The organism is Bartonella sp. EBT8 (assembly GCF_055796165.1).
Genome location: NZ_JBTTDJ010000001.1, coordinates 363,897 through 390,470 on the forward strand (window position 1 = coordinate 363,897; position 26,574 = coordinate 390,470).

Consider the following 26,574-nt stretch of genomic DNA (forward strand, 5'->3'; position numbering starts at 1 on the left):
GCGCTAAAAAGCAGTAATAATATGAAGAAATAATTCACTTCGTATCAAGAGGGATCATGAAAAAGCACATCACTTAATTTCGTCATAAGGGATGATTTTTTTCAAGTTGTTTGAGGTGATAGAGTGCCTCTAAAGCTTGTTTAGGAGAGAGTTCATCGGGATGGATATTTTTTAAAGCTTCATGAAGTACAGAATATTTATTTGTTTTGTCATTTACGGGAGATGTCGCTTTAAGGGAAAAGAGTGGAAGATCATCAATTAATTTATGTCCTTTTCCAGCCATTTCACCTTGTTCTAATTGATGAAGTACATCCGTAGCACGTGTAATAACTGCTTCGGGAAGTCCAGCTAGTTTTGCGACTTGTACGCCATAGGATCTATCAGCAGCTCCTTTTGTAACTTCATGAAGAAAAACCACATCACCCTCCCAATTTTTTACTTTCATTGTTACATTATGGAGGCGATCCAGTTTCTGGGTAAGAGCTGTCATTTCATGAAAATGCGTAGCAAGAATAGCACGACAGTGATTAACCTCATGAAGATATTCAACAGCGGCCCAAGCAATAGAAAGCCCATCAAAAGTTGATGTGCCTCGTCCGATTTCATCCAGGATAACAAGGGAATGACTACTAGCATGATTAAGAATCGTTGCTGTTTCAACCATTTCCATCATAAAAGTTGAACGTCCGCGTGCAAGATCATCAGAGGCACCAACACGACTAAACAAGCGATCGACAACGCCAATATGAGCTGTCGTAGCCGGAACAAAAGAACCCATTTGTGCCATAATAGCAATAAGAGCATTTTGCCGCAAAAAGGTTGATTTTCCCCCCATATTAGGACCTGTCAAAAGCCAAATTGCTGCATATTGATGATTTTCTTGCACAGAAAGATCACAGTTATTAGCAACAAATGGTTCTGCTGCTTGTTTCCGTAATGCTTGTTCTACGACAGGATGGCGCCCTGCTGTAATATGAAAGGTAAGAGATTGATCAATTTTAGGACGACAATATCCTTGTTCTTCAGCAAGATGTGCTAACGCAACGGTGACATCTAAAACAGCAAGTGCTTCAGAGGCTTTACGGATGAAATCAACTTGTTCGGTAATTTCATGAACAAGAGTCTCAAAAATTTCCAATTCGAGTGTGAGTGCATGGTTTGCGGCATGAGCAATACGGCTTTCAAGGTCAGCAAGTTCTGTTGTGGTAAAGCGCATAGCATTTGCCATTGTTTGCCTATGGATAAAACGGGCTTTAGCTTGAGGGCTATTTGTGAGAGCAGACGCTTGTACATTAGTGACTTCAATGAAATAACCTAGAATATTGTTATGCTTTATTTTGAGTGTCTTAATATCTGTTTCTTGAGCATATTGTGCTTGAAGTTCAGCAATAACGCGGCGAGATTCATCGCGCAGAGCGCGCATTTCATCAAGCTCTTTATGGTATTGAGGGCGAATAAAACCACCATCACGTTTAAGGAGAGGAAGGTCATCCGCTAACGCTTGTTCTAGATGAAAATGTAAAGCAGTAGGTACATTTGAAAAAGTCTGTTGTACATCACTTATTTCCTGAGGAAGCAATTCATTGTTAAAAAGCTGATGAAGTTCACGAATAATTTCAAAGCCACGTTGGATTGTAGCCATATCACGGGGACCGCCTCTGCCAAGAGCCAACCGAGAAACTGCGCGTGGCATATCTGGTCCCCCTTTTAAAATCAGCTTTATGGCTTCTGCAAGGGATGGGTTGCGTAGAAAAAAGTCAATTGAATCAAGACGTTTATCAATAGCCGCCGGTGTAGTGAGAGGCGCAATGAGACGATCGACGAGAAGGCGTGATCCTCCTCCTGTTACGGTACGATCAATAGCTTTTAATAAACTACCATCACGTTGACCGGATGTTGTTCGAATAAGCTCAAGATTCATTCTGGTTGCTGCATCAATGAAAAGGGTAGCACTTTCATTTTGCCGTTCGGGGCGCATGAGAGGAGGGCGATGTGTGATTTGCGTTTTTTCAATATAACGAATGGCAGCAGCGATTGCGGAAAGTTCGGGGCGTGAATAATCGGCAACGCCTTCAAGGGTTGAGAGTTTAAAATAACTGCAAATATCCCGTTCAGCGGTAACTACATCAAAGAGACTAATGGGTTGAGGTGAAATGATGCGACCGAGAACATCAAAAAGCGATTTGTAGGATTTATCATGAAAGAAAGAATCAGCGACAATAATTTCCTGTGGATCTACGCGCATAATATCTGCCAAAAGCTTTTCATTGCGGCTTTCTGTTACACGAAATATGCCTGTTGAGATATCAATCCAAGAAAGGGCAAATTCCTCTCCGTCGCTAGTTTTTATACGGGCAAGTGTCATCAGGTAATTTGCGCGCGTTGGATCGAGGAGCTTTTCTTCTGTTATGGTTCCAGGTGTGACAAGACGAACAACATCGCGCTGAACAACCGATTTTGATCCACGTTTTTTGGCTTCTGCAGGATCTTCTGTTTGTTCACAAACAGCAACACGATAGCCGCAGGCAATAAGTCTTTGCAAATAATCATCAGCAGTATGAACGGGAACACCACACATAGGAATATCTTCACCTAAATGTTTTCCGCGTGTTGTGAGTGTAATACCTAATGCTTGGGCGGCTTCAACTGCATCATTAAAAAATAATTCATAAAAATCACCCATTCTATAAAAGAGAAGAGAGTCATTATTAACTGCTTTGATTTCTATATATTGCTCCATCATAGGTGTGAGGCGCTGTTGAGGAAGAGCAGATGAGGGGGTAGACTGTGGAATTAAATTATTTTTATGATCGTTTTTTTTATCCATTTTTATGCGCCTGTTTCCTTCAAGTGAGGCTTTGACACCCTTTTTTGTTTACTTCAATGTTTATCTTCATTATCCCTAAATTGAAACACAGACCGGCTCTGTTAAAGAAAGCATAACGGTTTATAACATAGGAATCAAATTTTAAAATCGGGTAATTACGCACATTATAGAGCAGAATTTACACTGTTTTTGGAAAGCTAAATGAAATGAAAAAAAGTGATCAGGATCAGAAAATACCTCAAACGATTTACAGTGCTAGTGAGAGGGAAGCCCTTGATTTTCATAGTCGTGGTCGGCCTGGAAAGCTTGAAATTGTTGCAACAAAGTCTATGGCAACACAGCATGATTTAGCACTTGCTTATTCACCAGGTGTTGCTGTTCCCGTTAAAGCGATTGCTGAAAATCCAGCATTGGCTTATGACTATACAGCAAAGGGCAATCTTGTTGCTGTTATATCCAATGGAACAGCGATCTTAGGTTTGGGCAATTTAGGGGCACTTGCATCTAAGCCGGTGATGGAAGGCAAAGCAGTCCTTTTTAAGCGCTTTGCGGATATTGATTCAATCGATCTGGAAATTGATACAAACGATACGGAAAGTTTTATCAATCTGGTGCGTCATTTGGAACCTTCTTTTGGTGGCATCAATCTTGAAGATATTAAAGCGCCCGAATGTTTTATAATTGAAAGTCGCTTACGTGAGATCATGAATATTCCTGTTTTTCATGATGATCAACACGGTACGGCAATCATTGTCGCTGCTGGTGTCATTAATGCATTGTATTTAACGGGGCGCGATATGCAAAATACGCGGTTAGTTTGTAATGGCGCTGGTTCTGCCGGAATTGCTTGCATTGAATTGATTAAGGCAATGGGGTTTCGTTCTGAAAATATCATATTATGTGATACGAAGGGTGTTGTCTATGAAGGACGCACGGAGGGGATGAATCAGTGGAAATCTGCGCATGCGGTGCGAACGGATAAACGCACTCTTGCTGAAGCAATGGAAGGCGCTGATATGTTTTTCGGAGTTTCTGCTAAAGGGGCAATTACTCCTGAAATGGTAAAGTCTATGGCACCTCAACCAATTATTTTTGCTATGGCCAACCCAGATCCGGAAATTACACCGGAAGAGGTTATGCAAGTGCGTGATGATGCCATTGTAGCAACAGGCCGTTCCGATTATCCAAATCAGATTAACAATGTCCTTTGTTTTCCTTATATCTTTCGTGGTGCGCTTGATGTGCGTGCAACGGTCATCAATGAGGATATGAAAATTGCTGCGGCAAAGGCTCTTGCTCGTTTGGCTCATGAGGATGTACCTGACAGTGTTGCGGAAGCTTATCATGGAAAGCGCTTAAAATTTGGTCCGGATTATATCATTCCTGTTCCCTTTGATCCGCGTTTGTTTACCGTTGTTTCAATGGCGGTTGCAAAAGCGGCAATGGAAAGTGGTGTTGCACAAAAGCATATTGATGACTTAGAAGCTTATGAACGTGATTTAAATGCGAGACGTGATCCCATTTCCTCCATTATGCGTGGCGTTTACAATCATGTTCGTCAAGCGCCAAAACAAATTGTCTTTGCAGAGGGTGAAGAAGAGCAAGTAATGCGGGCTGCTGTTTCCTACGTTCACCAAAAACTAGGACAGGCGATTCTAATTGGTCGTGAAGAACAAGTGAAGGAAACGGCTGCTATTGCTGGGATTGATCTTGAACGTGAAGGTATTTCTGTTACGAATGCCAAGCTCTCTTGTCGCACCGATGCTTATGCAAATTATCTTTATAAAAAAATGCAACGTCAAGGCTGGCTGTTGCGTGATTGTCACCGTCGTATCAATAATGATCGCAATTATTTCGCTGCTTGCATGATAGCATTAGGTGATGCTGATGCGATGGTTACAGGAGTGACACGCAATTATGAAACAGCATTGATTGATATACGTCGTGTGATTGGTGAGAAACAAAAAGAACGTTTGATTGGTATCTCCATGGCTATTTGTCGTGGGCGCACTGTTTTTATTGCCGATACAGCTATTTATGAAAACCCCAACGCTGAAGAACTTGCTGATATAGCAGAACAAACAGCCTCTTTTGTTTGTGGATTAGGATATCAACCACGGGTAGCGTTTGTAGCATTTTCTACTTTTGGTTATATGAAAGGACAGATTACACAACATATTCAAGATGCCGTTCATATTTTACATGAACGCAAAGTTAGCTTTGAATTTGATGGAGAAATGAGTGCTGATGTGGCACTTAATTCGAAATTGATGCAGCAATATCCTTTTATGGGATTAAAAGACCCTGCTAATATTTTAGTGATGCCAGGATACCATGCATCTTCTATTGCGAGCAAAATGTTACAAGAGCTTGGTGAAGCAACAATTATTGGTCCTATTTTGATTGGATTAGAAAAGTCTGTCCAAATTGTACCGTTTAGTGGAAGCGATACCGATGTTGTTAATATTGCAATGCTAGCCGCTTATCATGCGAAAAAATTGTAAAAAAGAAAGGCCTCTGATATTTCAGGGCCTTTTTGAAAATAAAAAATAATCCTTTAAGAGGGGTGTCTCTCACTTTGATTGTCTTTTTGTTCTTCAGCAAGTCGTTTTTGGAACAGAGCAGCAAAATCAATTGGGTCAATCCATAAAGGCGGAAAACCACCATTTTGCGTGGCGTCAGAGATAATTTGCCGAGCAAATGGAAATAAAAGACGAGGACATTCAATAAAAACGAGAGGCATCACATGTTCTTGTGGAATATTTTCAATATGGAAAACGCCACCGTAAATGAGTTCTACATGAAACAATGTTTCAGTGTCATCATTCGCTTTGACAGAGAGGGTTAAGATGACATCATAATTATCATCACCAATCGGGTTGGCGTTAACATTAATGTTGATATCGATTTGTGGTGCCTTTTCACGTAGACGCAGTGAGCGAGGAGCACTTGGATTTTCGAATGATAAATCTTTTAAATATTGAGTTAATACAGCAAAAACGGGCTCTCCACCGTTATTGTTTATTTCACTTTCGGCCATATTAGCAACCTCTCATCATTATTGTGTATATTTCTGTTTTGGATCTAAAGATCAAGCTGGTTAACACGCTTCGCAAAAGGTTGCAAGGAACCCTCTGTCTTGTCTTGATTGTTTTTTAGGTCGCTTGTAGATTTTTTGGGTATTTTAATGATTATCATCACCTTTACGCCATGGAGAATCTGTGGAATTATGGACTTGATAGTCTTCTTCGTTAAGATCAATTATTTTTTCAGATGTATTTTGAGCGTTGGTCTTGTGCTTAGGATGGGAATTCATTTTTTTGCTAAGGGATGATAAAAAACGCCAAACAACAGAACGGACTGGTTTAATAAGCAGTAATATTCCCAAAAGATCACTTACAAAACCTGGCAGAATAAGTAAAATTGCGCCAAGAATGATGAAAACATCATCAACCATATAATTTTTTAATGTTTGCCCTTGGATAAATTCACGTTGTATGTTTTTTAAAAGGCTAAATCCTTGAATTCTCAACAAAATAATTCCTGCTATTGTTGTGAGAACAACCAAACTTAAAGTTGCTAAAATTCCAATTTCTTTTCCAACAACGATAAAGCCGGCGATTTCAATCAAGAGAGCGCTGAGGAAGAGAACGATAAAAAAGCGAGGGTTTAAAGAGTAAGACTTTATCACACAAAAATTTCCTTCCCAAGTTTTGTGATAGAAAACGACAGAGCTATTTTTGTATAAACACGAAGGAATAAAGGCTATGAAAATGCATGAGAGGCTATAAAAATATTTAAATAGTAGATTCCTTATTTTACATCTTTATTTATAAATGATATTGACTGCAATGTTTATTACAGATCATCTTAGATTTGGAGATTAACAGCGCCCATGGAATTTGACGTTATACTTGTCATAGCTCTTGTTATTATGGTTGTCGTTTTTGTACAACTACGTAATGTATTAGGAAAACGGATTGGTTTTGAAAAGCCTCCCTTCGACCCCTATTCACGTCATTCTAAAAAACAGATTGAATCAGAAACGACAGACCATGTTGTTTCGTTCCCTCATCAGGATAATTCACAAAAGAGCGATTTTAATGAAATTGATGCGATTTCACCAGAGGGAAGTGCACTGAATAAAGGTTTACGCGCACTTCGTCAGAGCGATCCTCAGTTTTCTCCTCAATTTTTTATAAAAGGTGCTCAAGTTGCTTATGAAATGATTGTAACAGCTTTTGCTAAAGGGGATTGTGATCAGCTTAAGAAATTACTTTCTCAGAATGTTTTTGAGAGCTTTAGTGCTGCTATTGAGCAACGCGAAAAAAACAATGAAAAAGTCGAGTTTACTTTTGTTGGAATTAATAAAATTGAGTTTGTCGCAGCAGAAATGCAAGAAAAGGAACAATTTTTAACTGTACGAATTATTAGCGAAATGATTTCTGTAACCTATAATGAGCAGGGAGAGCGTATAGATGGTGATCCTGATGCGATTGTAGAAATTAGGGATATTTGGACTTTTGTTCGCAATAGCCTATCGTCAGATCCAAATTGGAAACTTTTTGCAACAGAAGATGAAAATTAAAATCTCTTTGGTTCATAAGGTCGTAGAAAGAAGCTTTAGAAGAGATTGAAGATTGAAATGCCCACGAATGCATGGAGAGAGAAGAAGGATTTATTAACTTCAAAAGATCGTCTTCTATGGGAGAGTGTTTGTCGTACAATAGTTCCTCTTCATGATAAACTCCATTTTTCTATCGAAAAAAATATTACAAATATCGATCATAAAAAACAGCATGGACCATCAATCCTTTCATTATCTCAGGGAAAACAGCAGAAACCAACAGTGGTTAAAAGAGAAAAGATGGCGATTGCCAAAGCACATAAGGTCCATTTCTTCGATCATGCTATTCATCGTAAAATTGCAAAAGGCCATTATCCACTTGAAGCTCGTCTTGATCTTCATGGTTGTATACAGGAAGAAGCGTATTTTTTCTTAAAAGAATTTCTACAATCATCTCAGCAACGTGGATTGCGTTATGTGCTTGTGATTACAGGGAAAGGTCGATCAGCCGGAAGTGATGGTGCTTTGTATAAATTTGTTCCTCATTGGTTATCAACATCAGCTTTTCGATATTATGTTCATGCATTTGAGCGTGCAGCTCATCAACATGGTGGTGGAGGTGCGCTTTATGTTTGGTTACGCCGTTTTGTGCCAAGCAAAGAGCTATGATGTTGTTCAGATTTTTTTCAAGTCAATATTGATTTTATCAGTTATAGTATTTTACAAGCTATATTTTTGGGAAAAGGTATGAGTGTAAAATTTTATTGTGAGGTCCGTACCATTACGTCTAACCTTTACAAATCGTGATTCTGCTGAAACTATTTTTTATAAGTTGATGATCGTTATCCAAAAAAATATTTGTTGAATGAAGTGATCTGTCTAAAGAATATCCAAAACATTCCATAATTTTTAAGATGTTCAAATTTTTCTTAAGCAATGAGATGTTTATTGACTGACTTTGTTCTTGATTATTGAGATTAGTATAATAGGTTTGGATTGGTGTATGACACAGACTAAGACTGTTATTATACGCTATCCCCATAGGGTTTTTGTTTTTGTATGAGGATAATCCATAAAATCCCCATTTTATTATTCATGATAATTGCTTTTCTTACAACGACATTTTTTGATTCTTAAATTAAGAGAACTCGAATAAAAAATATAACTTTATTCATGAATCTCATTCAATTTATAAAGATTATTTATATTTAAAATCAAGAACTTGATGCGCTTATAAAAGGCTTCAAAAACTTGATTGTGTTAAAAGATCCTTCTTGTTGATATGTTACGAGTAAAGGAGAGGTTTTTTCAGAGAGCAAGAAACATATCAACAAGAAGGATCTTTTTTATAAAATAAAAAGTACATGGCGTGTGTGTTAATTTGAATAAGGAGCGTGATTATGTAAGCAATGAATGAAAGAACTATTAATTCTAAGGGAACAAGATACACCATATATTCTAAAGATTGATGTTAGTTCTTTTTATGTTCCAGATGCGTCATTAAATTGATTTTAGCTGTAGCCAATATGTTCCTCTTTGTGAAGAATATTTGTTATGTTTTATTTTCAGAAAATTCTTGTGGTTTAAAACGATAAGTTGTTGAGCAAAACTCACATGTAACTGAAATATATTCATTTTTAACCATTTCATTACGTTCCTCAAGAGGAAAACCTTCCAGTATTTCTTTAATCTTTTCACGCGAACAAGAGCATTGATCGATGAGAGAAAAGGGATTAAAAACTCTAACACCTTGTTCATGGAAAAGACGAAACAACAGCCGTTTACTGCCAACTTGGGGATCTGTCAATTCTGCACTTTCAATGGTTGCTGTCAATGCTTTGGCTTCTTGCCATTGATTTTCAAGTTGTGTGCGGGTTTTCGTTTCTTCTGGATTTTTATTTGGTTCATATATTTGATGATGAGACGATGCTTTGGGCAAGAGTTGAGTCAAAATTCCTCCTGCTCTCCAGTTTTTCTGTGGTTTTCCTTGTTGATCTCGGTTGATTAGTATAGCGACTGCTAAACGTATATCGGTGGGAATTTGTTCTGACTGATTAAAATAGGTATGGGAAGCTTCTTGTAAATTTGTTCCATCTAATGCCACTATTCCCTGATAAGGTTGCGTATGGGTGCCTTGGTAGATAGTGAAAGCTAAAGTCCCTTTTCCCAAAAGTGTTTCTGAAGATATTTGCTCATTGGCTATTGCTTGTTTTAACTTTTCTTTATCAAAACGCGCATAACCGCGGAGACTGGACGGAGGAGAGAAATCACACACCACCATATTAACCGGTCCATCGGAATGGGTCTGTAAAATAAATTTTCCCATAAGTTTTAGGGAGGTTCCAAGCAGAACGGTCAAAACTAAAGCTTCTGCGAGAAGATAAGAAACCGGTTCGGGATATTGGTGTCTTGTGAGAATAGAATTTAAAGTTTCTCCAATTTGTACAGCACGCCCACGAATATCAAGTTCTTCGACTTGAAAGGGAAGAACAGTATCATCTTCACTTGAATGGATATTATTGAGAGAGAATGTCTCTGTGGATTGTTCATGCATCATATCTTTGCCTTTTATATGATTTGTTTTGGTAGGCTATTGTGGAGAGAAAAATGGTTCTTGTAAGCACCAAAAAAGAATTGCTTTTTGGGCATGAAGGCGATTTTCAGCTTCATCAAAAACAACGGAATGCGCTCCATCTATTACAGCATCGACAACTTCTTCGCCACGATGAGCAGGAAGGCAATGCATGAAAAGGGCGTCAGGTTTAGCTCGTTTCATTAAAGCGTCGTTAACTTGATAAGGCTGAAAAATAGAATGACTGCGAGCACGAAATTCTTGTCCCATGGAAACCCATGTATCAGTCATAATACAGTCAGCATCTTTAGCTGCTTTTTGAGGATCGTTGGTCAGTGTAATATGCGCCCCTCGTTCACGTGCCCAGTTGACAAATTTTTCTTGTGGTTCATTGCCTTTGGGAGTAGCAATCCGTAGATGAAAATCAAAAAGAGCAGTGGCTTCGATCAAGGAATGAAGCACATTGTTACCATCTCCCATCCACGCAAATATTTTGTTCGCAACAGGCCCACGGTGTTCTTCATAAGTCAGTATATCTGCAAGAATTTGGCAAGGGTGTGTATCATCGGTAAGAGCATTGATAACAGGAATTTGTGCGTATTGTGCCAATTCGAGCATTCGGTCATGGCGTGTTGTTCGTAAGGTAACGATATCCACAAAACGCGATAAAACACGTGCTGTGTCAGCGATAGTTTCACTCTGACCAAGCTGCATCTCTGAACCGGTTAGCATGATTGTATCACCACCCAGTTGGCGCATGCTAATATCGAATGAAAGACGAGTTCGTGTGGACGGTTTTTCAAAAATCATTGCTAATGTTTTACCAATAAAAGGTTTTGCACCTTTCCCTGCTTTAAAGGATGCTTTAAGACTTTTCGCATAATCGATAAGAGTACGTGCTGTCTGAGGGGGTAAAACCGATAAATCGGTGAAATGGCGAAGAGCATTTGTCATGTTTATGGTACTTGCCTTTTTTTATTTGTTTGTGAAAGAGAAGCAATTGCTTTTTCAATACGATATAGGCTTTCGTCTACTTCTTCTTCTTTTATAATAAGGGGAGGTAATAAACGCACTACATTGTTGTTAGCAGCAACACCTAGAACATATTGCTTTTCTAAAGCAGTGACGACAACATTTGCAGGAACAACACATTGGATACCTAGCATAAGGCCAACACCTTGAATTGCGCAGATAATATCAGGATAGATATTGAGAATGTTTGAAAGTCCACTTTTTAGCTTATTGCCCATTTGCTGAACATGGGGAAGAAAATCTGGTTCTAATATGATATCAAGAACACTGTTTCCTACAGCCATCCCAAGAAGATTTCCGCCAAAAGTTGAGCCATGGGTTCCTGGTGTCATACTTTTTGCAGCTTGATCTGTTGCAAGACAAGCTCCCAACGGAAATCCACCACCAAGTCCTTTTGCGAGAGTAAGAATATCAGGTGTAATATCACTCCATTCATAAGCAAAAAGTTTTCCTGTTCGTCCAATCCCTGTTTGAACTTCATCCAGAATGAGTAACAGATTATTATCATCACAGATTTTGCGCAAAAACTTTAAAGTTTCGTGAGAGACTGTTCGTATTCCACCTTCGCCTTGAATAGGTTCAATCAGGATAGCAGCGGTATTCTTATTGATAGCGTTCCGCAAAGCATTTTCATCACAAAAAGGAATTTGAATAAATCCACCAGCTTTTGGTCCAAAGCCTTCAAGATATTTTTCGTGCCCAGTAGCGGCAAGCGTTGCAAGTGTGCGCCCATGAAATGCTCCTTCAAAAGTAATAATTTCAATGCGTGTTGGATGGCCAGAGGTATAATGTGCGTGACGAGCAGTTTTGAAGGCGCATTCAAGTGCTTCAGCACCAGAATTACAGAAAAAAACCTTATCAGCAAAACTGTTTGCACAAAGTCGTTTAGCAAGAGCCTCTTGTTCAGGTGATTGAAAAAGATTGGAAATATGCCAAAGTTTTTCAGCCTGTTTTTTGAGGGTCTCAACCAATTTTGGATGTGCATATCCTAATGCATTAACAGCGATGCCAGATGCCAAATCGAGATAACGCTCACCTTTATCGGAAATAAGCCATACACCCTCACCTTTTTTGAAATGCAAATTACGTCGAGCAAAGCATGTATAAAGTGACTGTATAACGCTATCGCCCATCATTATTTCCTTTATGTTCTACATTTTGCCATATAATAAACAAAACAACGACGCAAATAAAGCAGTGTTGTCGTTTTAGATACGGTGCAATCAGAGTTTCATTTTGGCAAAAAAAATAAAATTTTGTAAGAAGCATTTATTAGGGAAAAATCTTAAGTAAATATGAGGTTTTTTCTCTCTTTATTTGCAAGTTGGGGAAAACATTCTAAATAAACTCTTCAAGAGGGAAAGGTACTTGTCAGAGAGTTAGTGCCTATTGTAGTTTAAATCAGAAGTAAGGTTGTGTTTCAGTTTGTAAGTTCCATAGGTTGAGTAAATTTTTTTATGCTCGTGTTGGAGTATAAGATTTTTTATTTAAGCATTTGAAGATGCAACGAGATGCATCTCAATGAAGTGATCAGAATGGAGTGCTGATATGGGTTGGACATATGAACGTGTTGAACTTCTTAAGAAGTTTTGGAGTGAAGGGTTAAGTGCAAGTCAGATTGCAGCTCAGTTAGGTGGGGTTAGCAGGAATGCAGTGATCGGTAAAGTACACCGATTAAAGTTACCAGGACGCGGTAAGACAGCACCAGGCGGGGCCCGTGCACAAAAGGCACCTACTGATCCATCATCTCCGCGTATGCGTCGTACTCCATCAGCTGGATTGCCAAAAAATACTGCCTCTAGCAGTGTTGGCGTAACAGATTTAAAGGTGGAACGTGTAGCGGAAGCTGTAATAGAAACGGAGGTACCCTCACAATCAAATGTCGTTGTGCCTATATCACGCCAGCTTAATCTTTTACAATTGAGTGAAAATACATGTAGATGGCCAGTTGGAGATCCTTTATCATCAGATTTCCATTTTTGTGGTGCGGATTCTGGTGAAAATGGTCCTTATTGTGCTTTTCATGCCAAGATAGCATTTCAGCCAATCTCTGAAAGACGACGGATAAGAGTATAATATTGGCAATGTAACGAATATTATATTTATGCTTTCTCATTCAGTTGTTGTTTCAATCTATAATATTCTAGAAGAGAAAATTGCACAGGTGAGGATTTTAATCAAGAGGGAAACGCTTTCCTCAGGGGGATTCAAGTTTCATTTTTACACCTCATTGTGTAATTATGTATTAGTCATTTCCATCTTTATCATCTTGTTGAATTCAGCTTTGCGATTTTAAAGGTATCAACAGCGATATTTTTTAATAAGAGGGATTAGTAAAAATCTCATGTTTTTGTTTTTCATGTTCTTGAATAAAATTTCACCTTTTACAAAGAACGACAACTCACTTATTCATTTTCATACTTATGTTAAAAAATATCGTTTTTCCCTTTCAATTCGATCATTTATGTGTCGTGCGAAATTACATTAAGTACTATGATTTTTAAGCTTGTGAAGGGGGCAATCACAGTACTTTTATATTCTTTCTCAGCTTCCAATGTTATGCCTTCTTTTGTACTAAAAGAGTGCATAAGAAATATATTATTTTTTTCAAATAATTTTTATCATACATTTATCTTCTTTGTGGTATGCAAGTAAGCTTTGGAGGCTTCATTATAGGAGGAGTTGAAGCAAGGAAATTTAACTATTTTCTCTCCTCAAGAGGAGAAAGAAAACGAATTTTTTTATGAAGCAATGTATTGTTGTTAGAGAGCTCTTCTGTCATTATCGCTTTTTCAATTTCTGGCAGGATTTTTTTCTGATAAATTTGCCATGTTAAAGGACCAATATGTTTGGCAATAATAGTGCCTTCCTTATTCAAAAGAAAGGTCTCTGGTGGTCCATATACGCCCCAGTTAATGGCTATATGCCCTGAGGCATCAAAGCCAATGGCTTTAAAAGGATTACCAAAATTTCTCAGAAAGCGTTGTGCATTCTCTTTGCTATCCTTATAATTAATGCCAATAATATCAAAACGTTGATCTTGTGCAAGCTTCATGAGGAGTGCATGCTCTTCACGACAAGATAAGCACCAAGATCCCCAAAAATTGACCAATGTTACGTGTCCTTTAAATTGTTCTAAATTAAGAAGATGATTTTCCTTATCAAGAAGGGGAAGACTGGTTTTGGGGGCGGGTTTTGCAGATAATGTGTTGGGGAGAAGAGAAGTATCATTGGGATGTTTACTGCTCATAAAGTAAAAAAAAAGCATAATGAAAAGAAGAACAAACACAAATGGTCCAAAGAGACCAAATAAAACGAATAAAGATCCACTATTTTTAGGTTTTTGAGAGATGTTTTTCATTCTATTTTTCTTTTCGAAATAACTCTTTTTGGTTCAACTGTTTTAAGATTTTTTTTTGATCGTTACCTTTGTAGAGAATGTATCCAATAAAACATAAAAGAAAGATTGCAGAAAGCATATAGCTTAGAACCACAATTTGCTCATGGTGAAGGGTACCAAGAAACCCGTCAATTTTTTGAGAGAGACTCCCTAAAAGTCCATTATGAATATTGTTTAGGTTGAGCATGATGAAGAGTCCTTATGTTGTGCATGACGGGCTTTTTTAAACTGGAGTATTTGGATATGACGACGATTGATTTCGTTTCGCATAGCCATCAAATAGAGTAAAATAAACATCAAGCTGAAACAAAATATCATTGTTATGAGGGGCCATAACATAGCATGCTCGATTGTTGGTCCTCCTGAACGTAGAAGGGATGCTGATTGATGGAGTGTATTCCACCAGTTAACGGAAAATTTGATAATGGGGATATTCACGAGTCCAACGAGGGTGAGAATTGCTGTAGCGCGTGTAGCTTTTGTTTGGTTATCAAAAGCGCGAGCCAGCATGATAATGGCAAGGTAGATAAAAAGCAGAATTAAAACCGATGTGAGTCGTGCATCCCATACCCACCACGTTCCCCATGTCGGGCGTCCCCAAAGCGCACCTGTCATCAGAGCCAAAGCTGTAAAAATTGCTCCAATTGGCGCACCACATTTAAGCGTTACATCAGCAAGATGATGTTTCCAAATCAAGCTTTCTAAAGCAGCAATACTTATTATTATATAACAAACTGTAGAGAGCCACGCAAATGGCACATGGATATACATAATCTTGACGGTGATACCTTGCTGATAGTCATCAGGAGAATGCATAATCAGAATAAGCCCTAAGATAAGAAGACAGAATATTATACCAGTTAACCAAGGTAAAATGGCTCTGCTTATTTTCATAAAACGAGTTAAACTTGTAGGAAGCGTCCTCGTTTTATAGATGTGAGATGTTTCATTCATGAGGTTTATAATAGGCACAGTTTTACTGTGCGGCAATTCCTTTTACTATTCTGATAAAAGCTTGAACGTTATGGTTGTAATAAAACAGCTAAAAAGACTCAAAAGAAGTGAAAAAGCGATAAGAAGAGCCAAAGAAGTGAGAAAAGAAACATTTGGGTTTATTGGCGCTATAGCAGCTGAAACACCGAAAATCATAATTGGAATAATCCACGGTAAGATGATGATAAAAATGAGAAGAGTACTATGTAGCAATGACGTTGCAAGGGCTGCTCCTATAGCGCCGATAAAAATAATGGCTGGTGTTCCGCATAAGAGGGTAAGTATTGTTGTAAAAGTTATTGTAGCGTCTAAATGGAGCATGAATGCTAAAATAGGCGTAGCAAAAATAAGAGGAAACATTGTTCCTACCCAATGGGCAAGGCATTTAGTAAATATAATCAATGTGAAACTTTGTCTTTGTTCCGAGAGAATAAATTGGTCGAGAGTTCCATCATCGTGATCAGTCTGAAAAAGTTTATTCAGATTAAGAAGTCCTGCGAGAAGAGCTCCAAACCATAATATGCCTGGTCCTATTTGTGCAAGGACTTTAGGATCTGGTCCAATGGCGAAGGGCGTTATCAAAACAACAGCGATGAAAAACAAAAGCCCTGTTAACGAAGAGGCTTGTGGAGCTAAGGCTAATTTAAGATCATGCCAGAATAATGCTTTCATTTTCTTCTCTCTTGGGGAGGTAAGAATTCTTCCAGCGCGATTTTAAGGTTTTCTGGAATACCTAGGGGATGATGGGTTGCAGCGATAATCATACCTCCTTGATTGAGATGACGCTGAAAAATATTTGCAACAAGAATTTGAGCATGATTATCAATTCCTGATATTGGTTCATCTAAAATCCAAATAGGACGATGGGAGAGCAAAAGACGAGCAATGGCTACACGCCTTTTTTGCCCAGTTGATAAAACGTTGAAGGGTAAGTGTTGAAGATCAGAAAGACCGATCTCGGCAAGAGCTTCCTGCGGATAAAGCAAATGTTGTCCATAAAATGCTGACCAAAATTTTAGATTATCGATGACGGATAAAGAAGGCTTCATGGCATTTTGTGGACCAAGATAATGACATGCCGTCCCTACAGGATATGTTTGTTCATACTCTTTAAGAATAATGTTGCCCTCAGCAGCTTTAAGAAGACCAACTATGATTCGCAATAAGGTAGATTTTCCAACTCCGTTTGGGCCTGTAATTATCATAAGTTGCTTGGGGAATAAGCAAAAAGAAAGATTTTCGAACAGAATTTCTTGGTTTCTGTGAGCTGCTAAATCTTTACCTGATAATACCATGTAATTTCTTGCTTTGCTTTTATTTTTTAGAACATTGATTGCATCATAAGATAAAAAATTGCATTATCGCACAAAAAACACGTTTTTTATGCGATTATATCTAGAATAGTTCTAGAAATAGTTCTATAAGCTCTGTGTTACATTAATATCTGGTGTAGAATAGTTTTTGGCGCTGATTTCCGAATTTGCCTGTGGAAAGGCAAAGGGGGAAATGGATAGCGGAGGTGATTGCGTCTGCGCTCAGGCTGCGACCTTGATTCGTAGTTTGTGTTGTTCATTCCGGGAAATTGGATGGTTTGTAGTATGAGGGTGGACAGTCATGACTCAAATTGATAGCTTTAATTGCCGTAGAATTTTAGATGTTGAGGGCAAGCAATATATTTATTACAGTTTGATTGAAGCGGAAAAGAATGGGCTCGATGGTGTTTCTCATTTGCCGTTTTCAATGAAAGTCATTCTCGAAAATTTATTACGTTTTGAAGACGGGCGTTCGGTCAAAAAGGAAGATATTCTAAATGTTGCTAAGTGGTTAAGCGACAAAGGGAGTGCTGGTGCGGAAATTGCCTATCGTCCAGCGCGTGTTCTTATGCAAGATTTCACAGGTGTCCCTGCAGTTGTCGACCTTTCTGCGATGCGCGATGCCATGGTTAAACTTGGAGGGAGCGCTGAAAAAATCAATCCTCTCATTCCTGTTGATCTTGTCATCGACCATTCAATTATCGTTGATTATTTTGGCAATCCTATGGCCTTTAAAGAAAATGTTGAGTGTGAATATGAACGCAATGGTGAACGTTATCGTTTCCTTAAGTGGGGACAGCAAGCTTTTCAAAATTTTCGTGTTGTTCCTCCAGGAACGGGGATTTGCCATCAAGTTAATCTGGAATATTTAGCGCAATGTGTGTGGATGAAGAATGATGAGGCCCATCAGACAGTTTATCCTGATACCTGTGTAGGGACTGATTCGCATACAACTATGGTGAATGGTTTGGGTGTTTTGGGTTGGGGTGTTGGGGGTATTGAAGCAGAAGCAGCAATGTTAGGTCAGCCCATTTCTATGTTGTTACCTGAAGTGATAGGTTTCCGTTTAACAGGTAAACTTAAAGAAGGTGTGACTGCTACTGATTTAGTGTTGATGGTAACACAAATGCTACGCAAGAAGGGCGTGGTTGGTAAATTTGTTGAATTTTTTGGCCCAGGTCTGGAACACATGACACTTGCTGATCGGGCCACAATTGCAAATATGGCACCTGAATATGGCGCAACTTGTGGTTTTTTTCCAATTGACAAAGAAACGGTGCGTTATCTCAATATGACAGGGCGTGATGAAAGTCGGATTGCTCTAGTAGAAGCTTATTCCAAAGCACAAGGGATGTGGCATGATGAAGCAGTAGCCAATCCCGTTTTTAGTGATACAATTGAACTCGATATGGAAAGTGTTGTGCCTTCTATGGCCGGTCCTAAACGTCCTGAAGGACGTATTGCATTAGAAAATGTTGGACAGGGTTTTGAGGGAGCATTGGTCGAGGATTATAAAAAAATTGTTGGGCAAGATGACCGTTATGGGGTTGAGGGTGAGGAATACACGCTTGGTCATGGCGATGTCGTAATTGCTGCGATTACTTCTTGCACGAATACATCAAATCCAAGTGTTCTTATTGCTGCAGGTCTTCTAGCCCGTAATGCTGTAGCGAAAGGTCTTAAGAGCAAACCATGGGTTAAGACTTCTCTTGCACCTGGTTCTCAAGTTGTTGAGGCTTATCTTATCAATTCCGGTTTGCAAAAAGATTTAAATATACTAGGGTTTAACTTAGTAGGTTTTGGGTGCACAACATGTATTGGGAATTCTGGTCCTTTGTCCCCAGCTGTTTCCAAAACAATTAATAATAATAGTTTAATTGCAGCTGCGGTTCTTTCAGGAAATCGTAATTTTGAAGGGCGTGTATCCCCTGATGTGCAAGCGAATTATTTAGCTTCGCCACCATTGGTTGTTGCACATGCTTTGGCAGGAACAGTGCGTAAAGATTTAACCAAGGAACCTCTTGGGATAGGTTCAGATGGTCAACCTGTCTACTTGAGAGACATTTGGCCAACTTCTAAAGAAATACAAGAATTTATCGAAGAAAATGTCACACGTAAGATTTTTGTCGAAAAATATGCGGATGTATTTAAGGGAGATGAATATTGGCAAAAAGTTCAGGTTCCAACGGGTGCTACCTATTCTTGGGATGAGCAATCAACATATGTACGTAATCCCCCATATTTTGAGAATATGCAGAAAATTCCTAATATGTTGTCAGATATTAAGGAGGCGCGAATTTTAGGTCTGTTTGGTGATAAAATCACGACAGATCATATTTCTCCGGCTGGTTCCATTAAAATTGATTCTCCTGCAGGAAAATATTTGACGAATCATGGTGTTAAAGTTGCTGATTTTAACCAATATGGAACACGTCGTGGGAATCATGAAGTGATGATGCGTGGAACTTTTGCCAATATTCGCATTCGCAATTTCATGCTGGGAGAAAATGGTCGTGAAGGAGGGTATACAATTCATTATCCATCGCGGGTAGAGCAAGCAATTTATGATGCGGCAATGGCCTATAAGCAGGAAGGTATTCCACTTGTTGTTTTTGCCGGTATTGAATATGGGAATGGGTCATCGCGTGATTGGGCAGCAAAGGGCACCAATCTTCTTGGTGTAAAAGCCGTGATTGCTCAGTCTTTTGAGCGGATTCATCGTTCTAATCTTGTTGGTATGGGAATTGTTCCCTTTGTTTTTGAAGCGGGTACAAGCTGGCAATCTTTAGGTTTAAAGGGGGATGAGAAGGTAACGATAGAAGAGATTCACAATTTGAAGCCTCGTCAGAAAACGATAGCTACCATTACTTTTTCTGATGGAACCATAAAAATTGTTCCATTATTATGCCGTGTTGATACGGAAGATGAGTTAGATTATTTGCATCATGGTGGAATCTTGCAATATGTTTTGCGAAATCTAGCAGTTTAAATCACATTTGTTCAGAAGATCTTTAAACCTTTAAAGGAAGTGTTCAGAAATTTGGCTTTATCTTTTTATGCTTATCTTTGAAAATTTGATTGACGTTAGCTTGAGGATTGCGTTATAAACCATACGGTTATCAGCTGCTTTATAATTTTATTGCTTAGCTTTATTTAGATTGGTAGAGATTTTGTTTGGACTAATCCTATCTGATGCTTTGAAAGAGAGAGATATTTATGGCGAATACACCTTCTGCGCGAAAGGCCGTGCGCAAAGTTGCAGCACGCACACAGGTTAATAAGGCCCGTCGTTCGCGCGTTCGTACTTTTATGCGTAAGTTTGATGATGCTTTAGCTGGTGGCGATAGGGCTTCTGCAGAAATAGCGTTTAAGAATTTTGAACCTGAAATTATGCGTGCAGTTTCCAAAGGGGTTTTTCATAAAAATGCTGCTGCACGAAAAGTATCACGTTTGGCAAAACGTTTAAAAGCTCTTAGCGTTTAGACTTTTCCATTCTTACTAAAAGAACCAGCATCCGCGTGGGTGCTGGTTTTTTTTGCTTATTTTTTTAAAAAACCAACCTTTTTAGGGAGAGAAATCGGTAACGATTCTCCTTCTTAAAAGGAGAGAAAATGCGTAGATTTTGTATGGTTATCCACAAGCTCTGTGGATTTTTACAGAGTCTTTTTTGTCAAGTATTTTTATTTTTTTTTTTTTATCTGAAAAGATTCTTTAATTATTGGTAAATTTAGAGAAAAAAAATGAATTGAATCAATAATTTTTCTCATTTCTTATTTTTATGATCAGCTTTATGGCGTTTTTTAGGGCCTTTTGATTTCATTTTGACCTCTTGCATTCTACCTCTGCTGTTTTGTATGGTTCTTGTGGAGACTAAAAACATATAGGGGTTACATCAGCTTGTTATCTTGTTCTATGCTAAATGTAAGATGCTTTGAGTTAAGCTATATAGGCTTTCATGGGGGACGGCATGTTTTTTGAGTTTTCTATTAGTCTATTTGCCATTTTAGAAGAGTGGGTCGCATTGTGAGTACAAGTAAATCTTAATTAGTCATCTTTGTTGGTGGGATTGTAATGAGGCTATCCTAGGGGAGGGTAAGTAATCTTATTGGGGTAGGGCGTTTTGCCTTTGCTAATTTGAATGTTAGCTGTTTGGTAGAACAATTTTTTTATTTTTATCAGGATGAAAGATGGTGGATAAGTTGAACTCTAGAGCTAGTTCCTTTAAAAGGGTTTCGGTGAATATCCTGTCGGCAGAGAAAATAATCAAGAGTAATATGACGGATAGGAGTGGGGCAGCTGATATAAATGCCTCTTTAGAGTATCCTATTATATCAGAAGAGGCGGGAGCAGCGGCTTTTGCGCGTGTGATGGCGCAATTAAAGGTGCAGGTTGGTATTGAGGCTTATACAAGTTGGTTTGGACGTGTGAAGCTTGCTGAATATAGCCGTAATCTTGTAAAGCTTTCTGTTCCTACAGCGTTTTTGCGATCATGGATTACCAATCATTATGGCTCTCTTTTGACCAATTTATGGAAGCAAGAGAATTCAGCGATTCTTCGTGTTGAAGTTATCGTTCGCGGTATGAAGCGTGTTTCAAAAGGTGTCGTTTGTAGAACAAGTACAGCTCCTGTTATTTTGGAAGAGCATGTGGAGCTACCTTTTGTTGAAAGTTGCTCTGAACATCCAGTTAAGAGTCTTCAAACTGGTGTTTTAGGTTCACCCCTTGATTCTCGTTATACTTTTGAGAGTTTTGTGGAGGGTTCTTCTAATCGTGTTGCTTTAGCGGCTGCTCGTTCGATTGCTGAAGGGCACAAGAGTGCTTTAAGGTTTAATCCTCTTTTTATTCATGCATCTGTTGGTTTGGGAAAAACACATTTACTTCAAGCTATTGCGGCAGCAGCGTTGAAGCGTTTAACGTCTGCGCGGGTTATTTATTTGACCGCTGAGTATTTTATGTGGCGTTTTGCGACAGCTATTCGTGATAATGATGCTCTTTCTTTTAAAGAGCAGCTTCGTGATATTGATCTTCTTATTATTGATGATATGCAATTTTTGCAAGGAAAGTCGATACAGCATGAATTTTGCCATTTGCTTAATATGTTGCTTGATAGTGCAAAACAAGTTGTTGTTGCGGCGGATCGTCCACCAGCGGAGTTAGAATCGCTAGATCTTCGGGTTCGGTCTCGTCTTCAGGGAGGAGTAGCTCTTGAAATTGAAGCACCAGATTATGAAATGCGTTTAAAAATGCTGCATCAGCGGTTAAAGGTGGCGCAACAAGATGATGGTATGATTTCAATTTCTGATGATATTCTGGAGTATATTGCTAGAACAGTTTTAGGATCGGGACGTGATATTGAAGGGGCATTTAATCAGTTATTGTTTCGTCAGTCTTTTGAATCTGATTTATCTTTAGAACGAATTGATGAATTATTAGGTCATTTGACACGTTCTGGCGAACCTAAACGCATTCGCATTGAAGAAATTCAACGTACGGTTGCGCGTCATTATAATGTTTCTAAACAGGATTTGTTATCTAACCGTCGAACGCGTACAGTTGTGAAACCGCGACAAGTTGCAATGTATTTAGCCAAAGTATTAACGCCTCGCTCATTACCAGAAATTGGACGTCGTTTTGGTGGACGTGATCATACAACAGTTTTACATGCCGTACGCAAAATTGAAGATTTGGTTTGTGGTGACCAAACATTGGCCAAAGAGCTTGAATTGCTTAAGCGGTTGATTGGAGAGCAGGCAGTATAATATTTTACCTCTCTTTAAATGCACTTTCATAGAGAATTAGTAACAATAACTGTCTTTTCTTATCCAGCAGTTACTTGCTATTTTAAAAGAGGAAGAATAAAATTTGGTAGGTGATTCTTAAGGGGATAGGTTATTTTTAATCTAGAGAGTTTTTGTGGTTTTTTGTAAATTTGTAACGGGGATTTTATGCGTATTACAGTTGATCGCAGTCAATTTCTTAAATCTCTAGGGCGTATTCATCGTGTGGTGGAACGTCGTAATACTGTTCCTATTCTATCGAATGTATTGATTGATGCAGACAACGGTAGTGTGCAATTAAAAGCAACGGATCTTGATTTAGAGATTACGGAATCTTTTAAAGTCAATGTTGAACAGAGTGGTGCAATAACTGTTCCGGCACATTTGTTGTATGACATAGTTCGAAAGCTTCCTGATGGCAGTGAAATCATATTATCAGTTGATGAGAATCAAGCGCGTACAATGTCTGTTGTTTCAGGGTGTGCGCATTTTCATCTACAGTGCCTTCCCAAAGTAGATTTTCCAGAGTCACTTCCAGGGCAGTTTGGTTATCATTTTTCTCTACCGGCTTCAGGGTTAAAGCGTTTACTTGATTGTACGCAATTTGCTATTTCTACTGAAGAAACCCGTTATTATCTTAATGGTATTTATTTCCATGTTATTGATGATGGTGTTTTAAAGTTGCGTTTAGTTGCGACTGATGGTCATCGTTTGGCGCAAGTTGAGATGGAAGCTCCTTCAGGTGTTGATGGAATGCCGGGTGTTATTATTCCTCGTAAAACTGTGGGAGAATTGCAAAAGCTTCTTTCGGAAGAAATTGATGGTGATGTGTCTGTAGAGCTTTCAGAGACAAAGATTCGTTTTTCTGTAGGTTCTGTGATTTTGATATCAAAGTTAATTGATGGAACCTTTCCAGATTATCAACGTGTTATTCCTCTTGGAAATGATAAAAAGTTGGTTGTTAATAGGCAGGATTTTTCTTCTGCGGTTGATCGTGTTTCAACAATTTCAAATGATCGTGGGCGTGCGGTGAAGTTAACGATTGAACATGGACAATTGAAGCTTATTGTTAATAGTCCCGATTCAGGAAGTGCGGAAGACCAGTTATCAGCGGCTTATACATCTGCTCCGCTTGAGATAGGTTTTAATTCACGTTATCTTTTGGATATTGCTGGACAACTTTCGAATGATGAAATGGTTTTTATGTTGTCCGATGCTGTAGCTCCAGCTCTAATTCGTGATAATGATAATGCAGATGCACTTTACGTGTTGATGCCGATCCGCGTTTAGGGACAGTTATTTTGCAATACATAGCTGGTCATGTGCACAAAGTGGCAGTGAGGCAGCTAAAGCTTGTACGTTATCGCAATTATGCTTCCTTTAATATTCATTTTTCAGGTCAGCATGTGGTTTTTACCGGCCATAATGGTGCTGGTAAGACGAACCTTTTAGAGGCTTTATCTTTTCTCTCACCTGGTCGTGGTTTACGACGTGCCGCTTATTCTGATATTAGTTTTGCAGATGGCAGGGGTGGAGGATTTGTTGTTTTTGCACGTCTTGAATGTGCTCTTTATGGGGAAGTAAAGATCGGGACATCTTTGGAAGTTGGTGAGAGCAGTCGAAAGGTTCATATTAATGGTGTGAATGAGACAGGTGATTGCTTAACAGATTATTGTCATATTAGTATTCTGACACCTTCTATGGATGGGCTTTTTACAGGTCCTTCACTTGAGCGCCGACGTTTTTTGGATCGTATGGTTTTGGCTATTGATCCTTTACATAGCCGCCGCATAGCAGATTATGATAGGGTTATGCGGGCACGTAACCGTTTGTTCTTAGATGGAAATGAAGATTATGCTTGGTTTGCTGCTTTAGAAAAACAAATGGCAGAATTGGCAACAGCTATTGCTGCGGCGCGTATTGATGTTGTTCGTCTTTTAAATGACATGTTTGCACAAACACCATCACAGATACCTTTTCCGCGTGCTTTTTTGCAAATTGATGGTTTCTTAGAAACAGCTCTTAGTAAGATATCCGCGGTTGAGGTTGAAGAGCAATTTTATAATCGATTACAGCATAATCGGGCAATAGATCGTGCTGCTGGGCGGACATTGGAAGGGCCACATCGCACAGATTTGCAGGTTTTTTATGCTGATAAAAATATGGCTGCAACATCTTGTTCAACAGGAGAGCAAAAAGCCCTTTTAACAGGTTTGGTTTTGTGTCATGCGCGTTTAACAGGCGAGATCTCAGAGAGAGCCCCCATTCTTCTTCTTGATGAAATGGCAGCACACCTTGATCTTCATCGCCGTGCTGCTTTATTTGATATTCTTGATGATTTAGGTGGGCAAACATTTATGACAGGAACAGACCGTCTTTTATTTGATGCCTTAAAAGGACGAGCAGAGTTTTTTGAGATTAAGGATGGAGCTTTATTGAACTAAAAGACATGCTGAATTTTTTATAAAGTAATGGTTGAACGGAAGAGGCTTATTATGTCTACAATTATAACGATTTTAAATGGTCCTAATTTAAATTTTCTTGGGAGACGAGAGCCAGAAATTTACGGAACTGAAACTCTAGAGGATATTGAACAATTTTGCAAAGAATGGGCAATAAGGACTGGTGTAATAGTTCATTTTCATCAAAGTAACTGTGAAGGCCAATTGGTAGAATGGATACAGGCAGCGATTGGGATGAGCGCTGGTTTGATCATCAATCCAGCTGCTTATAGTCATACATCTGTTGCGCTTCTTGATGCATTAAAAATATTTTCAGGTCCCAAAGTAGAGGTTCATTTGTCTAATATTTATCACCGTGAGTCTTTTCGCCAGCATTCCTATACGTCTACGGCTGTAGATGCGGTCATTGCTGGTTGTGGGAGTGATGGATATTGGTTTGCGCTTGAATATATTGTTAAGAGACTTAAATCCTTTTTAAAGGGGTCAAAAATTGTATAATATTGATGAGGCCATTTGAATTTACTTGATAATTGTTTTTAAATAGGTAAGCATATCATTGAGGTTGCGTCGTTTTTGATGCTAACTTCTGATATGTAAAGATGGGGCAGGTGAAATGAGAAACTTTGTTAAACAAATAAAGATGCTCGTAATTTTAGGGGTGGCGTTGCTTTTATCTGGTTGTAGATTTGACGTTATTCATCCAGCAGGATATGTTGCACGGCAACAGCTTATTTTGATTGTTATTTGTGTTGCTGTTATGCTTTGCGTTGTGATTCCAGTGATGGCAAGTGTGGTATATTTGGCCATTAAGTACCGTGCATCGAACAGTGCAGCAGAATATTTACCTGAGTGGGGGCATTCGAATAAAATTGAAGCATTTATGTGGGGCATTCCAATTGCTATTGTAATGGTTTTAGGTTCTTTGACAGCCTATTACACCTATGAGCTTGAACCAGAGAATCCGCTTCCAGTTGAGGTTGTTGGTGAAGGGAAGCCGTTACAAGTAGATGTGGTAGCTCTTGATTGGAAATGGCTTTTTATTTACCCTGAATATAATATTGCTTCGATCAATGAAATTTACGCTCCTAAAGGTCGTCAAGTTTTGTTGCAGTTGACATCAGAAAATTCTGTAAATGCCTTTTGGGTACCAAAGCTAGGGACGGTTCTTTACGCTATGCCGCAGATGAATTCTAAGTTGCATCTGGTGGCGGATGAGCAAGGAATATTCAAAGGAACCTCTGCGAATTATAGTGGTGATGGTTTTGCGAAGATGCGCTTTAAATGGTATTCTGTGTCTCCGCAAGATTTTGATAACTGGATTGCTAAAGCTCGGTCTCATGGACGAGCTCTTGATCGTGCATCTTATCGTCAGCTTTCTATTGCGCCTCGTATGGGTGATATTGCTGCGAAAGAAAAAGATGCTGAAGTCCGTTATTTTGCGCCCATTGAAGAACGGCTTTATTACCGGATTGTAAATCGATGCGTTGATGAGAATACGGTATGTAATGAAGACTTAATGAAGCGTGCTGCGGCTCAGACACTTTGGGGTGCACTTTGTTCTGTTTTTGATCCTGGTGCCATTTAGAGCATCAATAGAGAAAGCGACCTTTGAAAAGAAGGTTTCTTTTAAC

At 38.8% G+C, this 26,574-nt stretch carries 22 protein-coding genes; 11 read left to right on the forward strand and 11 right to left on the reverse strand.

Features of this window, described 5'->3' with window-relative positions:
* Window positions 1-82: 82 nt before the first annotated feature.
* Complete coding sequence (gene mutS, locus AC0QT4_RS01625; protein WP_473199962.1) at window positions 83-2,827, reverse strand: DNA mismatch repair protein MutS; 2,745 nt, start codon at window positions 2,825-2,827, stop codon at window positions 83-85.
* Between the two features lie 206 nt (window positions 2,828-3,033).
* Here mutS and AC0QT4_RS01630 point away from each other — a divergent pair, with 206 nt between their 5' ends.
* Window positions 3,034-5,331, forward strand: a complete 2,298-nt coding sequence (locus AC0QT4_RS01630) for an NADP-dependent malic enzyme (protein ID WP_473199963.1) — start codon at window positions 3,034-3,036, stop codon at window positions 5,329-5,331.
* 53 nt (window positions 5,332-5,384) lie between these two features.
* On the opposite strand, the gene secB is transcribed toward AC0QT4_RS01630, so the two are convergent.
* Together secB and AC0QT4_RS01640 are read right to left on the reverse strand one after the other, a co-directional pair.
* On the reverse strand, window positions 5,385-5,867 hold the full coding sequence (gene secB / locus AC0QT4_RS01635) for a protein-export chaperone SecB (protein WP_473199964.1): 483 nt from the start codon (window positions 5,865-5,867) through the stop codon (window positions 5,385-5,387).
* A 144-nt stretch (window positions 5,868-6,011) separates the two neighbouring features.
* Complete coding sequence (locus AC0QT4_RS01640) at window positions 6,012-6,518, reverse strand: FxsA family protein (protein WP_473199965.1); 507 nt, start codon at window positions 6,516-6,518, stop codon at window positions 6,012-6,014.
* Between the two features lie 204 nt (window positions 6,519-6,722).
* On the opposite strand from AC0QT4_RS01640, the gene AC0QT4_RS01645 reads away from it, so the two are divergent.
* Window positions 6,723-7,415 (forward strand): Tim44/TimA family putative adaptor protein, encoded by a 693-nt coding sequence (locus tag AC0QT4_RS01645; RefSeq protein WP_473199966.1) that lies wholly within the window; start codon window positions 6,723-6,725, stop codon window positions 7,413-7,415.
* Between the two features lie 57 nt (window positions 7,416-7,472).
* Complete coding sequence (locus AC0QT4_RS01650) at window positions 7,473-8,063, forward strand: Smr/MutS family protein (RefSeq protein ID WP_473199967.1); 591 nt, start codon at window positions 7,473-7,475, stop codon at window positions 8,061-8,063.
* An 883-nt stretch (window positions 8,064-8,946) separates the two neighbouring features.
* On the opposite strand, the gene AC0QT4_RS01655 is transcribed toward AC0QT4_RS01650, so the two are convergent.
* The 3 genes from AC0QT4_RS01655 to AC0QT4_RS01665 are packed head-to-tail and all read right to left on the reverse strand — an operon-like array spanning window position 8,947 to window position 12,131.
* Complete coding sequence (locus AC0QT4_RS01655) at window positions 8,947-9,948, reverse strand: Hsp33 family molecular chaperone (RefSeq protein WP_473200030.1); 1,002 nt, start codon at window positions 9,946-9,948, stop codon at window positions 8,947-8,949.
* Window positions 9,949-9,984: 36 nt separating this feature from the next.
* Window positions 9,985-10,920 (reverse strand): ornithine carbamoyltransferase, encoded by a 936-nt coding sequence (argF, locus tag AC0QT4_RS01660; protein WP_473199968.1) that lies wholly within the window; start codon window positions 10,918-10,920, stop codon window positions 9,985-9,987.
* A gap of 2 nt (window positions 10,921-10,922) precedes the next feature.
* On the reverse strand, window positions 10,923-12,131 hold the full coding sequence (locus AC0QT4_RS01665; protein ID WP_473200031.1) for an acetylornithine transaminase: 1,209 nt from the start codon (window positions 12,129-12,131) through the stop codon (window positions 10,923-10,925).
* 415 nt (window positions 12,132-12,546) lie between these two features.
* Between AC0QT4_RS01665 and AC0QT4_RS01670 the strand changes: the two genes are divergently transcribed.
* A complete protein-coding gene (locus AC0QT4_RS01670; protein ID WP_473199969.1) occupies window positions 12,547-13,074 on the forward strand; it encodes a GcrA family cell cycle regulator in 528 nt (175 codons plus the stop codon).
* Between the two features lie 625 nt (window positions 13,075-13,699).
* Here AC0QT4_RS01670 and AC0QT4_RS01675 read toward each other — a convergent pair.
* The 5 genes from AC0QT4_RS01675 to ccmA are packed head-to-tail and all read right to left on the reverse strand — an operon-like array spanning window position 13,700 to window position 16,686.
* The gene (locus AC0QT4_RS01675) at window positions 13,700-14,359 is read right to left on the reverse strand and encodes a DsbE family thiol:disulfide interchange protein (protein ID WP_473199970.1); all 660 of its coding nucleotides are present in this window, start codon (window positions 14,357-14,359) and stop codon (window positions 13,700-13,702) included.
* Window position 14,360: 1 nt separating this feature from the next.
* Window positions 14,361-14,585: a hypothetical protein gene (locus AC0QT4_RS01680; protein WP_473199971.1), complete on the reverse strand. Its 225-nt coding sequence runs from the start codon at window positions 14,583-14,585 to the stop codon at window positions 14,361-14,363.
* On the reverse strand, window positions 14,573-15,352 hold the full coding sequence (locus AC0QT4_RS01685; protein WP_473200032.1) for a heme ABC transporter permease: 780 nt from the start codon (window positions 15,350-15,352) through the stop codon (window positions 14,573-14,575). Before AC0QT4_RS01685 ends, AC0QT4_RS01680 begins: the two co-directional genes overlap by 13 nt.
* A gap of 45 nt (window positions 15,353-15,397) precedes the next feature.
* Window positions 15,398-16,063 (reverse strand): heme exporter protein CcmB, encoded by a 666-nt coding sequence (gene ccmB, locus AC0QT4_RS01690; RefSeq protein WP_473199972.1) that lies wholly within the window; start codon window positions 16,061-16,063, stop codon window positions 15,398-15,400.
* Window positions 16,060-16,686: a heme ABC exporter ATP-binding protein CcmA gene (gene ccmA / locus AC0QT4_RS01695; RefSeq protein ID WP_473199973.1), complete on the reverse strand. Its 627-nt coding sequence runs from the start codon at window positions 16,684-16,686 to the stop codon at window positions 16,060-16,062. The genes ccmB and ccmA overlap by 4 nt, the downstream gene beginning before the upstream one ends.
* A 319-nt stretch (window positions 16,687-17,005) precedes the next feature.
* On the opposite strand from ccmA, the gene acnA reads away from it, so the two are divergent.
* From acnA to cyoA, 7 genes are all read left to right on the forward strand, one after another.
* Complete coding sequence (acnA, locus tag AC0QT4_RS01700; protein WP_473199974.1) at window positions 17,006-19,693, forward strand: aconitate hydratase AcnA; 2,688 nt, start codon at window positions 17,006-17,008, stop codon at window positions 19,691-19,693.
* A gap of 227 nt (window positions 19,694-19,920) precedes the next feature.
* Window positions 19,921-20,187, forward strand: a complete 267-nt coding sequence (rpsT, locus tag AC0QT4_RS01705) for a 30S ribosomal protein S20 (protein WP_473199975.1) — start codon at window positions 19,921-19,923, stop codon at window positions 20,185-20,187.
* A 704-nt stretch (window positions 20,188-20,891) separates the two neighbouring features.
* A complete protein-coding gene (gene dnaA, locus AC0QT4_RS01710; protein ID WP_473199976.1) occupies window positions 20,892-22,463 on the forward strand; it encodes a chromosomal replication initiator protein DnaA in 1,572 nt (523 codons plus the stop codon).
* 186 nt (window positions 22,464-22,649) lie between these two features.
* Complete coding sequence (dnaN, locus tag AC0QT4_RS01715; RefSeq protein ID WP_473199977.1) at window positions 22,650-23,771, forward strand: DNA polymerase III subunit beta; 1,122 nt, start codon at window positions 22,650-22,652, stop codon at window positions 23,769-23,771.
* A 20-nt stretch (window positions 23,772-23,791) separates the two neighbouring features.
* Window positions 23,792-24,925 carry a DNA replication/repair protein RecF gene (gene recF / locus AC0QT4_RS01720; RefSeq protein WP_473200033.1) on the forward strand — a complete coding sequence of 378 codons (1,134 nt, stop codon included), beginning with the start codon at window positions 23,792-23,794 and terminating at the stop codon, window positions 24,923-24,925.
* A gap of 51 nt (window positions 24,926-24,976) precedes the next feature.
* Window positions 24,977-25,441 carry a type II 3-dehydroquinate dehydratase gene (gene aroQ / locus AC0QT4_RS01725; RefSeq protein WP_473199978.1) on the forward strand — a complete coding sequence of 155 codons (465 nt, stop codon included), beginning with the start codon at window positions 24,977-24,979 and terminating at the stop codon, window positions 25,439-25,441.
* A gap of 115 nt (window positions 25,442-25,556) precedes the next feature.
* Entirely contained in the window at window positions 25,557-26,528 is a 972-nt protein-coding gene (cyoA, locus tag AC0QT4_RS01730) for a ubiquinol oxidase subunit II (RefSeq protein ID WP_473199979.1), read from the forward strand.
* Window positions 26,529-26,574 lie beyond the last annotated feature (46 nt).